This is a genomic window from Robertmurraya siralis (assembly GCF_005502275.1).
GTDB lineage: Bacteria > Bacillota > Bacilli > Bacillales > Cytobacillaceae > Robertmurraya > Robertmurraya siralis.
Map to the genome: position 1 here is coordinate 100,922 of NZ_SWLZ01000008.1, position 13,684 is coordinate 114,605.

General features: G+C 39.8%; 10 protein-coding genes. 8 read left to right on the forward strand and 2 right to left on the reverse strand.

The genetic code is table 11. The annotated features are described in order from the left end of the window. Window positions 1-126: 126 nt before the first annotated feature. From treP to FCJ93_RS12135, 8 genes are all read left to right on the forward strand, one after another. The gene (gene treP, locus FCJ93_RS12100) at window positions 127-1,554 is read left to right on the forward strand and encodes a PTS system trehalose-specific EIIBC component (RefSeq protein WP_095312395.1); all 1,428 of its coding nucleotides are present in this window, start codon (window positions 127-129) and stop codon (window positions 1,552-1,554) included. 126 nt (window positions 1,555-1,680) lie between these two features. Further along, window positions 1,681-3,399, forward strand: coding sequence for an alpha,alpha-phosphotrehalase (gene treC / locus FCJ93_RS12105; protein ID WP_328592002.1), 1,719 nt, complete (start codon window positions 1,681-1,683; stop codon window positions 3,397-3,399). A 16-nt stretch (window positions 3,400-3,415) separates the two neighbouring features. Beyond that, a complete protein-coding gene (treR, locus tag FCJ93_RS12110; protein ID WP_095312398.1) occupies window positions 3,416-4,132 on the forward strand; it encodes a trehalose operon repressor in 717 nt (238 codons plus the stop codon). A 257-nt stretch (window positions 4,133-4,389) separates the two neighbouring features. After that, entirely contained in the window at window positions 4,390-5,217 is an 828-nt protein-coding gene (locus FCJ93_RS12115) for an electron transfer flavoprotein subunit beta/FixA family protein (RefSeq protein ID WP_137743793.1), read from the forward strand. After that, the gene (locus FCJ93_RS12120) at window positions 5,217-6,242 is read left to right on the forward strand and encodes an electron transfer flavoprotein subunit alpha/FixB family protein (RefSeq protein ID WP_137743794.1); all 1,026 of its coding nucleotides are present in this window, start codon (window positions 5,217-5,219) and stop codon (window positions 6,240-6,242) included. Before FCJ93_RS12115 ends, FCJ93_RS12120 begins: the two co-directional genes overlap by 1 nt. Then, a complete protein-coding gene (locus tag FCJ93_RS12125) occupies window positions 6,235-7,530 on the forward strand; it encodes an FAD-dependent oxidoreductase (RefSeq protein ID WP_095312407.1) in 1,296 nt (431 codons plus the stop codon). Before FCJ93_RS12120 ends, FCJ93_RS12125 begins: the two co-directional genes overlap by 8 nt. After that, window positions 7,530-7,826, forward strand: a complete 297-nt coding sequence (locus FCJ93_RS12130) for a ferredoxin family protein (protein ID WP_170943631.1) — start codon at window positions 7,530-7,532, stop codon at window positions 7,824-7,826. Before FCJ93_RS12125 ends, FCJ93_RS12130 begins: the two co-directional genes overlap by 1 nt. Window positions 7,827-8,162: 336 nt before the next feature. Then, window positions 8,163-9,911 carry a methyl-accepting chemotaxis protein gene (locus FCJ93_RS12135; RefSeq protein ID WP_211344114.1) on the forward strand — a complete coding sequence of 583 codons (1,749 nt, stop codon included), beginning with the start codon at window positions 8,163-8,165 and terminating at the stop codon, window positions 9,909-9,911. Window positions 9,912-10,476: 565 nt separating this feature from the next. On the opposite strand, the gene putP is transcribed toward FCJ93_RS12135, so the two are convergent. After that, window positions 10,477-11,958: a sodium/proline symporter PutP gene (putP, locus tag FCJ93_RS12140; RefSeq protein WP_095312412.1), complete on the reverse strand. Its 1,482-nt coding sequence runs from the start codon at window positions 11,956-11,958 to the stop codon at window positions 10,477-10,479. Window positions 11,959-12,236: 278 nt separating this feature from the next. After that, window positions 12,237-13,160 carry a proline dehydrogenase family protein gene (locus FCJ93_RS12145; protein WP_095312415.1) on the reverse strand — a complete coding sequence of 308 codons (924 nt, stop codon included), beginning with the start codon at window positions 13,158-13,160 and terminating at the stop codon, window positions 12,237-12,239. Window positions 13,161-13,684 lie beyond the last annotated feature (524 nt).

The window sequence follows — 13,684 nt, forward strand, 5'->3', positions numbered from 1 at the left end:
GCTCCCAATCACAAATTTTAAAAAAGTAGTTGACAAAACATGTATATACAAGTTACGATGAAAACGCAATCATATAACATGTATATACAAGTTGTCCAAATAAATTTTTGAGAGTGGGGGAAATACATGAGTAAATATACTCAACCGGCACAAGAGCTACTCGAGCATATTGGTGGAAGCGACAATATTTCTGTTGTGACACACTGTGCGACAAGAATGCGTTTTGTATTAAAAGATCCGAAAAAAGCAAATGTTGAAAAAATCGAAGCCATTAGCCTTGTGAAAGGAACGTTTACACAGGCGGGGCAATTTCAAGTGATCATTGGGAATGAAGTATCATCCTTTTATAATGAATTTACAAAAATAGCGGGAGTAAGTGATACATCAAAGGATGAAGCAAAGGAAGCGGCTAAGCAAAATATGAACTTCCTGCAAAGAATGATTGCTCATCTTGCAGACATCTTCACACCACTCATTCCAGCAATAGTTGTTGGGGGTCTCATTCTTGGTTTCCGAAATGTAATCGGTGACATTAAAATGTTTGAAGATGGAACGAAGTCATTAATTGAGATTTCTCAATTTTGGGCTGGAACACATGCCTTTTTATGGCTTATTGGGGAAGCAATTTTCCACTTCCTCCCTGTTGGTATTACATGGGCTGTAGCAAGGAAAATGGGAGCTACACCAATACTCGGAATTGTACTCGGAATTACGCTCGTGTCACCGCAACTTTTAAACGCTTACGGGGTAGCAGACGCAGTGGAAATTCCATTCTGGGATTTCGGATTTGCTCAAATTGACATGATCGGTTATCAGGCTCAAGTTATACCGGCAATTTTTGCAGGCTTACTTCTTTCATATCTTGAATTGCAATTGAGGAAAATTGTTCCAAATGCAATTTCTATGATTGTTGTTCCATTCTTTGCATTAGTTCCAACTGTATTAATCGCTCATACTGTTCTTGGACCAATCGGTTGGCAAATCGGAGCTTTCATTTCTGATATTGTCTATTCTGGTTTAACTTCTGCATTTGGTTGGTTGTTTGCGGCGGTATTTGGTTTTGCCTATGCACCGTTAGTTATTACAGGGTTGCATCACATGACAAATGCTATTGATCTTCAATTGATGAGTGAATTTCACGGCACGAATCTTTGGCCGATGATTGCCTTATCAAACATTGCCCAAGGTTCTGCGGTTTTAGCGATGATTTACATTAATCGCAAGAATGAAGAAGAAAAGCAAGTTTCGATCCCAGCGACAATCTCTTGTTATCTTGGGGTAACGGAGCCGGCAATGTTTGGGATTAACTTGAAATATGGCTTCCCATTCTTAGCAGCGATGATTGGGTCAGCAGTTGCGGCTGTGATTTCAGTAGGAAGCAATGTGATGGCAAACTCCATTGGTGTGGGCGGATTGCCAGGAATTCTTTCTATTCAACCTCAGCATATGGTAACCTTTGCGATTGCGATGGTTGTAGCGATCGTGATTCCATTCATTTTAACTATTATCTTCGCTCGAGCTAATGTAGGCAAAATTTCTTTTAATCGCAAATAAAATAAGGGAGAGGGACATTTACTTGTTCCTCTTTTACTATTCAGTGTAGATTAAATTTGTGGAAATTTAGCTCTTTGCTATTGGGATAACCACTAGAAAAAATTATCTTGATTTGAGACAAGTTAAATGATCTCAAAACCAAATAAAAAAGGTAAAGGGCAGGTGAGTAGATTGACTCAACCTTGGTGGAAAAAAGCAGTTGTTTATCAAATTTATCCGAAAAGTTTTTGTGATACGACCGGCAATGGTGTCGGTGATATACAGGGAATAATACAAAAGTTGGATTATCTGGCCAATCTCGGTGTCGATGTTGTGTGGATTACTCCGATTTATGATTCGCCGCAAAATGATAATGGTTACGATATTCGTGACTACTTTCATATATACGAGCCGTATGGAACGATGGGAGATTTAGAGCAGCTTTTAGCAGAGGCGCATAAACGCGATATAAAAATTATTATGGATATTGTCGTCAATCATACATCTACTGAGCATCAATGGTTTATTGAATCCCGCTCTTCCAAGGAGAATGAATATCGCGATTTTTATATTTGGAAAGATGGCAAAGATGGGGAGCCTCCGACAAATTGGGAGTCAAAGTTTGGAGGCAACGCCTGGCAATATGACGAGCAAACTGGCCAATATTATCTTCATTTGTTTGACGTCACACAGGCAGATTTGAATTGGGAAAATAATAAAGTTCGAAGTGCTGTCTATGAGATGATGAAGTATTGGCTTGATAAGGGAGTTGATGGCTTCCGTTTAGATGTGATTAACCTCATTTCAAAGGATCAGCAATTTCTTAATGATGAACTACCTGGGGATGGGCGGAAGTTTTACACAGACGGGCCGAAAGTTCATGAGTATCTTCATGAAATGAATGCAGAGGTATTTTCAAAATATGATATGATGACAGTGGGAGAAATGTCTTCGACCTCTATTGAAAATTGCATTAAGTATACAAATCCAGAGCGTAAAGAACTGGACATGGTCTTTAGTTTCCACCATCTGAAGGTCGATTATCCGAATGGGGAAAAGTGGACAAAAGCTGATTTTGATTTTTTAAAGCTCAAGCAAATTCTCTCTGAATGGCAAGTGGAGATGAATAAAGGGGGCGGTTGGAACGCTTTATTCTGGTGCAACCATGACCAACCGAGAATCGTTTCCCGCTTCGGCAATGACAAGGAGTATCATCGTGAATCAGCAAAAATGCTGGCGACAACCATGCATATGATGCAAGGGACTCCTTATATTTATCAAGGAGAAGAATTTGGAATGACCAATCCAAATTTTGATAAGATTGACGAGTATCGCGATATTGAATCATTAAACATGTTCCAAATTTTAAAGGCAAGCGGAAAATCAGAACAAGAGATTTATGATATTCTTAAGCAAAAGTCTCGGGATAATTCAAGAACGCCTGTTCAATGGGATGACAGTGAACATGCTGGATTTACAACTGGCACTCCGTGGATTGGGACGGCAGCCAATTACAAGGAGATCAATGCGAAAAATGCTTTAGCGGACGATAATTCGATTTTCTATCATTATCAAAAATTAATCCAACTGAGAAAAGATTATGATATTGTGACAGATGGCAATTATCAATTGATTTTACCGGAGCATGATGCTATTTTTGCTTATATACGGGAAAATGCTGCGGAAAAATTATTGGTGGTAAATAACTTCTATGCAAATGACGTTGAGTTTACGTTACCAGCGCATGTGGACATCGAGGGCTACGCAAGTGAAATCCTTCTTTCAAACTATCCTGATTCATCACAAGATCTGAAAGGATTTACATTGCGTCCGTATGAATCGATTATCTACTATTTAAAAAAGTAAATTGGAGTTTTTTAACATGATAAATAAGTATTTAATGATTCATAACGATATTGTAGAGAAGATAGAGGCGGGGGAACTCGCCTTTAATTCTCTTTTGCCTTCAGAGCATGAGTTGAAGGATCATTATAATACTTCAAGGGAAACCATTCGGAAGGCGTTAAATCTGTTATCACAAAATGGCTATATACAAAAGATTAGGGGAAAGGGCTCCATCGTGATTAAAAGTAAAAAGGTCGATTTCCCTGTTTCCGGTCTGACTAGCTTTAAGGAATTAACAACGAAAATGGGGAAAAAGCACCGGACCATCGTTCATGAACTGTCGTTAGTTAGGCCGGAGCAGCATATACAAAGCCAACTCTCCCTTTCAAGCAAGGACTTTGTTTGGCAAGTTTTTCGCGTGCGCGAGATTGATGGAGAAAATGTTATTTTAGATAAGGATTATTTAAATAAAAAATTTGTTCCCGAGCTGACAAGGGAAGTTTGTGAAAACTCAATCTATGAATATCTTGAAAATGATTTACAGCTAAATATAAGCTTTGCCAAAAAGGAAATCATCGTTGAAGAGCCGACGTCGGAAGATAGAAGGCTGCTAGATCTGGATGGCTTCCACAATGTTGTCATCATTAAAAATTATGTCTATTTAGACGACGCTAGTCTATTCCAATATACAGAATCACGACATCGTCCAGATAAATTTAGATTTGTAGATTTTGCAAGACGAAATCACGTATGAAAATAATAGTGCACGATTAAAATGAAGATCTCTCAAAAATAAAGTGTCCTTTTGATCCTTTATTGAAGTAGAGAATCTTCTTTTTTTATGTCGTATTAATTGTTGACTTCTTTCTTGTGAAACCTTGGTTTCAAAAAGCTTTTTATAAATAAAAATCGGAATATTCGAATTTATACACTTGCAACTTAATATAGTAAAAGTAAACAGGCTTAAATGACTTTGTAACAATGGCAAAAGTGAAAAGAGGGGGGAATGGAATGCTGCATATTGTAGCATGTATTAAGCAAGTACCAGATACGAAAGTTATTAAAATGAACCCAAAAACAAACACGATGGACAGGAGAACGGCACCGGCAATTTTAAATCCGTATGACGCCCATGCAGTAGAAGAAGCTGTGCGTTTAAGGGAGCGGTATGGGGGAAAGGTATCCGTCTTAACGATGGGGCCGCCTCCTGCAGTTAAAGCGATTAAGAAATGTATTGAAATAGGTGCTGATGAAGGCTATTTGATAACGGATCGGAGATTTGCGGGAGCTGATACGTTAGCGACCAGCTATGCATTAACGAAAGCGTTAAACAAAATTTCAAAAGAGAATCCAGTAGATTTGATCATTTGCGGAAAAATGTCGATTGATGGTGATACTGGGCAGGTCGGACCAGGTATCGCGAGACGCCTTGATATTCCTCCGCTTACATCTGTCAACAAAGTGGTGGAGATAAATAAAGAAGAGAAAAAGGCGATCGTTCATCGGAAATTGGAAGATGGTTACGAGGTAGTCCAATCAACGTTACCTTGCTTATTTTCTGTTGAAAAAACCATTAATGAAGTGCCATATGCCCCGTTTCCAAATATGCTGAAGGCAGCAAAATACAATCCATATATTTGGTCTGTTGATGATTTAGAAGACGTGGATATTAAACAATTAGGGTTGAAGGGCTCGCCAACAATCGTTTCAAAGGTATGGGCACCGCCAAAACCTGAGGGCGGTACAATGCTAGAAGGAAACCGGCAGGAGCAAGTTGAACAATTGCTTTCCATTCTGCTCAAGAAGAAAGAATTGTTTACGATAAAGGGGGAATCATAATGGATTTCCAAGATTACCAAGGTGTTTGGGTATTTATTGAGGAAAAGGATGGTGCCGTTGCTTCCGTATCGCTAGAATTGCTAGGGGCGGGGAGAAAGCTGGCTGATAAAAGAGGCGTTGAACTCGCGGGTGTGATTATTGGTGAACATATTAAGCATCTTTCCAAAACAATTTTTGAATATGGGGCAGATATTGCTTACGTTTACGATGATCCCATTTTTAAAAATTACCGTACAGAGTCATATATGAAGGCTTTATTAGATTGTTCAGCAAAACATAAGCCGGAAATTATTCTTTATGGTGCTACTTCAACGGGAAAGGATTTGGCGAGCGCAGTAGCAACGGATTTGCCAACAGGTTTGACGGCAGACACAACCGAGCTGGATGTGGAGGAGGATACTGGGCTATTGCTTGCAAGTCGACCAGCTTTTGGCGGGAATATTATGGCAACCATTTTATGTAAGAAGTATCGTCCGCAAATGGCAACTGTACGGGCAAAAGTAATGAAAGCGCTGCCTCCTGAGCCTGGAAGAGAAGGGAGGATTGTAGAGGAGAGCATTTTATTGCGTGAGGAGGATATTCGCACAAAAGTATTGGAGATTGTGAAGGAAACAACAAAGAAGGTGCGAATTGATGAAGCGGATATTATCGTTGCTGGTGGAAAGGGGTTAGGGAGCGCGGAAGGGTTTCAATTGGTGCATCAATTGGCGGAGACACTAGGTGGAGCTGTTGGAGCGAGCCGAGACGTGGTAGAAGCAGGTTGGATTGAACATGCCCATCAAATAGGGCAAACGGGGGTTACGGTAACCCCGAAAATTTATATAGCACTCGGCATTTCTGGAGCGATTCAGCACATTGTTGGAATGAAAAATTCAGGACTCATTATCGCCATCAATAATGATCCGGAAGCGCCCATTTTCGAGTCATGTCACTACGGAATTGTCGGGGATGCATTTGAGATTGTGCCGATGTTAATTGAACAGTTAAGTGAGGTAATGTCGAGAGAGGGGGTTAGTCATGTCTGAGAAATTTGATGCTATTGTCGTTGGAGCAGGGCCGGCCGGGATTTCATGTGCTCATGATTTAGCAAAGGGAGGAGCGCATGTCCTGCTTTTGGAAAGAGGGGAATACCCAGGTTCAAAAAATGTTATGGGCGGAGTGCTTTATCGGAAAATGATGGAGGATATTATTCCTGAATTCTACAAGGAGGCTCCGCTCGAGCGCCCTATTGTGGAACAGAAATTTATGATGATGGATAAGGAATCAGCAGTCACCTTTAGCTATAAGGGGATGGAATGGGGAAAGGAACCTTATAATAATTTCACGGTTTTACGGGCGAAGTTTGACCAATGGTTTGCCGATAAAGCTGTACAACAAGGAGCAATCCTTATAAATGAAACAGTTGTACTCGAATGTATTGTTGAGAATGGTAAAGTCGTGGGCGTTCGCACGGATCGCCCGAATGGGGATGTGTATGCTGATGTGGTCGTTCTTGCAGATGGGGTTAATTCCCTCCTAGCTCAGTCACTTGGTTTTCATAAAGAATACAGGCCAGATGAAGTGGCGTTGGCGACGATGGAAATATTGAAGCTTGATAAAAAGGTGATCGAGGATCGCTTTAATTTGGAAGACAATCAGGGTTGCACGATTGAATTGTTTGGGGATGCGACAAAGGGGATTCTAGGTACCGGATTTCTTTATACGAATAAAGATACTTTAAGCATCGGCGTCGGCACGCTTTTATCAGGCTTAATTAAACACAAAATTAAACCATACGAGCTTCTCGAATATGTCAAGTCTCATCCGATGATTCGCACCCTTATTCAAGGGAGCGAGCCACAGGAATACTTGGCTCACCTTATACCGGAAGGTGGCTATCACTCGATGGGGAGGATTGTCGGTGACGGGGTTATTGTCATTGGGGATGCCTCTCAATTAGTCAATGCGATTCATCGTGAAGGATCGAATTTGGCGATGACATCAGGCAGATTGGCAGCGGAAACGATTCTTTTAGCAAAAGAAGCAGGGGATTTCACCGAAAAAACGCTTGATCATTATCGTGTTCGATTACTGGACGGATTTGTCGGTCAGGATATGAAAAAGTATAAGGATTCAACCCATCATTTTGATCAAAATCCTCATTATTTTGACCAATATATTCCGATGCTCAATAGAGCAGCTAGTCAAATGTTTACGGTTGATGGACAATCAAAATGGGAAAAACAAAAGAAAATCTGGAAGGATCTTGGCTCACCCAAGGAAAAAATGAAAATGGCTCGTGATATGTATCGAGCGTGGAAGGTGGTCAAGTAATGAGTGAACAGAAGAAGTATCAAACGATTGAAGAGAAGCAATATCTTGTTCGTTTTAATGCTGATACAAAATCCCATCTTCATGTAAAGGACGAATCAATTTGCTTAACAAAATGCCCCGATAAAATTTGCACAATTTTTTGTCCAGCTGAGATTTATAAGTGGGAGGACATTCGCATGCATGTTGGCTACGAAGGCTGTCATGAATGTGGCAGCTGCCGGATAGGTTGCCCTCACCAAAATATTAAATGGGAATACCCAAAAGGCGGTCACGGGATCGTATTTCGCTTGGGATAATGAACGAAGCCGCTACTTTTATAAGGAAGCGGCTTTCTATACGCGCCTTTTGTAGATGTGCCAGTGAAATTCCTCTGGAATTATGTAATTCCGGAAAAAATAGCTGCGATTCCGGAAAAAATCGGTCTAATTCCGGAAAAATCCCCTGTAATTCCGTAAAATTCAGTTTAATTCCGAAAAAACCCCTCGTAATTCCGAAAAAACCGTCCATAACATAAAAAAAACGCATGTGTTTTTACAGGAACTTTAGAAAACCCCTTTTCCTCTTAACATAGCATTTACAAATGAACGGTATAATTTTTATAGGAAAATAGTTGCGTACAAGGAGGAATCCTTTTGAAAAAATATAGGATTAAAGCATTAAATCCTTTGCAAAAGATGAAAGGGTGGAGTACGAAAATTTTGCAAAAATTAACGTTGGGAAAGAGGATATTTCTGCTGTTCGTCTCATTATTAATTGTTGCTGTTGTAGGAGTTGGGTTCACATCCTATATGAAGGCGAAAGATATTACAATGGATACAATAGAAAAGCGATTAGAGAGGGAAACAGAATTGATCGGTTATATCGCTGAAAACTTGAAATTTGTCTATATTAGTGATGATGCTTATTTCATGCAACAGCTAGACAGCAGTGTTCGTTCTCAACAGGAGGTTCTTAAAAAAGAGGGCATTGAGTCAGAGGTTATGTACATAGCAGATGGTACAGCTATTCCGTTTAAGGTCAGTGAAAAGAGCTTACCTAACCTTTCTCCAAAACTAATACAAGAGATAACAGAACTAGAAGATGGGGTCTTGCATAGGTCAATTAATAATAAGGAATATACGATTACTTTTCGGCAGTTGGAGGAGATTGGAGGAATCTACGTGATGTTGATTCCAACAAGCGCTTATTTGCAGCCTGTTCAAAAGATGGTTTATGTTACCCTTATTGGGATTGGGATCAGTGTGTTAGTAGCGACCGTCATTATTCTATTACTCGTTCGCACCGTAACAAAGCCGCTTAATATTCTCCGCAATACTATGCGAGAGGTGCGTGGCGGTACATTCAAAATGACCAGTGGAATCAAAACGACCGTTCCCGAAATAACCTCTTTGCAAAAAAGCTACCATTCTATGATTGAACATATGAGCGGCATTATCCGCGAACTGCAGATGACGACAAAGGAACTTGCACAAACGGGTGGCGATTTAATGAAATCGTCTGAACAAACTCTTGATTCTAGTCATCATCTCATCTCCGCCATCGATTTAGTAAGGCATGGTGCAGAGCAAACTGCTAGCAGTTCAGAGGACAATGCCAATAGCTTCAAAGATATGAAACAATTAATAGAAGCGATGATTGTGAAAATGGAAGCGATTTTTGCCAGTTCTAATAAAATGAATCAAACCGCCGAAGACGGAGAGGTAAATATTAAGGAACTCATTTCGATGATCTATCAGTTTGAGGAAGATTTTGAGCATTTGACTGGTACGATTACGGAAGTAAAACAATTTTCAAGTTCGATTACAAAGCTTGTCGGTTTAGTGAGTGGCATATCGGAGCAAACAAAATTGCTGGCACTTAATGCATCGATTGAAGCGGTGAGGGCAGGAGATGCAGGAAAAGGGTTTGCAGTTGTCGCTCAGGAAGTTCGAAAATTGGCAGAGCAATCTTCGAAGGCGACAGAGGACATCGCTAATGCGATTGGAAAAATGGAGAATATTACAATTGGTGCAACGAAAGAATTTGAACAAATGCTAACTAAGATTAATATGAACTTGAAAATGGCGAGTGCTTCAAGAGATTCTTTCGATGAACTAATGAAGGAGATTGGTGAGGAGAGCAGCCGATTACAAGGAATGAAACAAGAATTATCGCAATTGGCAGGTTTTTTACCTAAGCTTGAGCAAGCAACTGTAAGCTTTACTTCCATCTCACAGGAGACGCTAGCAAGTTCAGAGGAAATGCTTTCTGTTAGTGACGATCAAATCGAGCAAATTGAGAACACCAATCAAATTGGCAAGAAACTCCATCAATTGTCACAAACTCTCACTGAAATGGCAAACAGATTTCAATTTGAAGGGCAATCAAGCACTAAAGCATAAAATTTTCGGGGCTGTCCGATAAGTCTCTAAAATAATGGAAGTGGAGTTTCTCTCGATGGATACTTTGAAAGTAGCTGGCGAATACCTGCTACTTTCCAGATATTGAGCTCATGCTACAACTTACGAACTCGACGTACCCAAAATGAGAAAGTTACCATGACTTCTTAAACAGCTTTTTTTGTGAGCTATCGTAATGCAAGGGAAATCCGCAGTTAACTTTAAAAAACCTCGCAATCAACCAGTAAATCCCCGCAATTTTATGCAAATTTTTCACAATTCAGTTAGGTGGTCGAAAAAATAGCTCATGCGATTTAGCTGATCATCAACCTCGTATCATAAATGCAAAACCACTGCGGTCAAGCCAGAGTAGAGTTTTTCTGTCGGCCTTTCTTACGGCTGCCTTTTAAAGAAAATGGTTTTATAACAGAGTATCTTCCTCATGAATTTCCTATTCGTTATTTTTCATCGCTACATCCGAGGTTGTCTCGGCTGAATCCATTCGGAAGAATCTCCGCCAAAACAGCCGAGGCCAAAAAATTTTCGCTTGTTGGACATTCCCATTGCTTTAAGACTGTATGGAAGAGGCGTTGTTCTTCATTTCAATTTCAAATTCATTAAATTTTTCAACGACAGAATTATGTGGCTTAGTGAATAAACTAACAACAAAGATGGCAAGAGAGCTAAAGGCAAAGCCGGGAATCATTTCATAGAGAACCTCGGATAATCCGAGGTTGGCCCAAGTGATTACCGTTGCTGCTCCGACTATCATTCCAGCTAACGCCCCCCATTTCGTCATTCTTCTCCAATAGAGGCTAAATAAAATAAGAGGACCGAAAGCAGCCCCGAAGCCTGCCCAAGCATACCCAACAAGCTCAAGAATGGTTGAGTTCTTTTCCCATGAGATGGCAAATGCCACGAGGGATACGATAAGTACTGAAAATCTTCCGATGAGTACTAGTTCTTTGTCAGTGGCTGAGCGCTTGAGGAAAGTTTTATAAATATCTTCTGTTAGCGAGCTAGAAGAAACTAATAATTGCGATGAAATCGTACTCATAATAGCAGCAAGAATCGCAGCAATTAAGAAACCGGTAATAATAGGATGGAACAACACGTCTCCTAATACAATGAAGACTGTTTCCGCATCCTTTAATGCTTCGCCTTTTGTCGTGAAATATGTGATGCCAAGAAAGCCTGTAGTGATGGCGCCAAGCATGGAGAAGATCATCCAGCCCATTCCGATACGCCTTGCCTTTTTAATTTCTTTAACAGATTTAATCGCCATAAAGCGAACGATAATATGTGGCTGGCCAAAATAACCAAGACCCCATGCGAACAAGGAAACAATCCCCAAAAAACTTGTGCCTTGAAAAATATCGAGAAAAGCTGGATTGATAGTACGAACTGTCTCAATTGGGCCATCTCCACTTACATGAATCCACGTAACAAGAGGTACGAGAATGAGGGCAATTAACATGATGAGCCCTTGGACAAAGTCAGTTAAGCTTACAGCTAGGAACCCACCGAATAATGTATAGGCAACGACAACGGCAGCAACAATCCAGAGGCCTGTCGTATAGTTTAAGCCAAACATGCTTTGGAATAATACGCCACCGGAGACCATGCCTGACGAAACATAAAAGGTAAAAAAAATTAAAATGACCAGGCCAGAAATGATTCGTAGAATTTTGGAGCGATCGTCAAAACGGTTTTCCAAGAAAGCAGGAATCGTAATAGAGTTATTGGCTTTCTCTGTAAAGATTCTAAGACGGGGTGCTACATAGATCCAGTTTGCCCATGCACCGAGTGTGAGTCCGATTGCAATCCATGAACCGCTGAGCCCTGTTGCATAAATAGCTCCTGGGAGTCCTAATAACAGCCAACCGCTCATATCAGAAGCTCCGGCACTTAGTGCTGTAACCGCCGGACCTAGTGTTCGTCCGCCAAGCATGTAATCAGTTAAATCGGAAGTCCTTTTATAGGCATAATAACCAATCCAAAGCATTCCAAACATATAGATTACAATCGTAATTAGTACAGAATAATCCATGAACTTTCCCCCTTGTAATTCGTTATGGCGATAAAATATTATTTCATTTTGAAATAAACAAACCAAAATGTTTAGCATTATTAATAGATATGTAATCTAGACGAATCATTATACTATTTTTTTAGCTGTGCTAAACAAATTGCTTGGCTTAGGGCTTTTCATGGAGTTAACACTACTTTTAAACAGAGCGGGAAGGTGTGAGCAAGACGGGGTTTACATAAAATGATCCAATAAAAAAGGACAATCTGAGGTGATTGTCCTTTTGCTGATAAAAATGTTTATTTTTTTGAGAAAAATCCTCTTAATGCAAATCCGACATTCTGTGGTCTTTCTGCTAAGCGGCGCATAAAATAACCGAACCAATCATCACCGAATGGAACATAAACACGCATCTTATAGCCTTCTTTCACAAGACTTTCCTGAAGCTCTTCGCGAAATCCATAGAGCATTTGGAATTCAAATTGGGTGCGCGGAATATCATTATCCTCAGCAAATTTTTTAACTTTTGCGATAATACGGTGGTCATGTGAAGCGATGGCAGTGTAACTGCCGCTTTGCAAATGCTCTTTAATAATCTTCATGTAATTTTCGTCAATTTCTTTTTTATCTTGATAAGCAACCGCTGGTTCTTCTTTGTAGGCTCCTTTTACGAGACGGAGAGATATCCCCTTTAAGTCTTTCACGTCATTGTGGGCACGGTATAAGTAAGCTTGAATAACCGTACCGACATTATCAAAACCGTACACTTCTCGGAGTTCCCGTAAAATATCTAATGTTATTTGACAATGAGCATAATCTTCCATATCAATCCTTACAAAATTGTTCGTTCTTTTGGCGGCATCAAGAATTTGGCACATATTCTTTACACAAAACTCCCGATCGATATCAAGTCCAAGCTGGGTCATTTTTACAGATAAATGGCTGTTTACCCCCGCTTTTCCAATCGCCTCTAGCGTACGGACGTTGTATTCGGTAGCCTGCAATGCCTCCTCGGTGCTATTAACAAACTCTCCTAAATGATCCAATGTACATAAAATGCCTTTGTCATTAAGTTCTTTCACAGTTTGAATGGCATGATCGATCGTTACGCCCGCTACTACTTGCGCTGCACCGAACTTCAGCCCCCACTTTCGAGCTGCTTTATTCAACCCTTTATGCTGAGATACATAGAGAAAAAAATTTTTAGAAATTGTTGAAAACATACAAATTTCCCCCATTATATATAGTTTCCAAAAAACTAAGCAATTCCTTGCTCAAGAATGAATGCTGTTTTTTATAACAATGCAAAAAACATGCCAACATTAAAAATAGTTACTTGAGTACATTTCACAATGTACAAAGACTGAATAAAAACGAACAATTCTTCAAGTGAATATGCTAGTAGTTCGTGCTTCATAAAGCTTAAATAAGGAGGGAGCTTCTGTATTTTTATTTTTTAATTTGGTTTTATTAAACAATACATGATTTTTGGGCTCATTTCGTGTGAAACCTTGGTTTCACACGCCTTCCAGTTATGCTGAAAGGTCCTCTAATCCCATGAAACAATAGGAGAAAATAAGATTTCTTCTAGTGTTTCATGGGATCAGAGAGAAAATGAGCCCAAAAGTAACACCAATATATAACAAAGTTATTAATTCAAAGTACGTGATCAAGAAATTAATTTAATTATAAAATATTCTTTACATGTTGTTTATGAGATTGTATTGTTTGGTTAACAAAAGTGTTT

Coding starts and splice junctions, on each gene's coding strand:
- treP (WP_095312395.1), top strand. CDS start 127: ATGAGTAAATATACTCAACCGGCACAAGAGCTACTCGAGCATATTGGT.
- treC (WP_328592002.1), top strand. CDS start 1,681: ATGATCTCAAAACCAAATAAAAAAGGTAAAGGGCAGGTGAGTAGATTG.
- treR (WP_095312398.1), top strand. CDS start 3,416: ATGATAAATAAGTATTTAATGATTCATAACGATATTGTAGAGAAGATA.
- FCJ93_RS12115 (WP_137743793.1), top strand. CDS start 4,390: ATGCTGCATATTGTAGCATGTATTAAGCAAGTACCAGATACGAAAGTT.
- FCJ93_RS12120 (WP_137743794.1), top strand. CDS start 5,217: ATGGATTTCCAAGATTACCAAGGTGTTTGGGTATTTATTGAGGAAAAG.
- FCJ93_RS12125 (WP_095312407.1), top strand. CDS start 6,235: ATGTCTGAGAAATTTGATGCTATTGTCGTTGGAGCAGGGCCGGCCGGG.
- FCJ93_RS12130 (WP_170943631.1), top strand. CDS start 7,530: ATGAGTGAACAGAAGAAGTATCAAACGATTGAAGAGAAGCAATATCTT.
- putP (WP_095312412.1), bottom strand. CDS start 11,958: ATGGATTATTCTGTACTAATTACGATTGTAATCTATATGTTTGGAATG.
- FCJ93_RS12145 (WP_095312415.1), bottom strand. CDS start 13,160: ATGTTTTCAACAATTTCTAAAAATTTTTTTCTCTATGTATCTCAGCAT.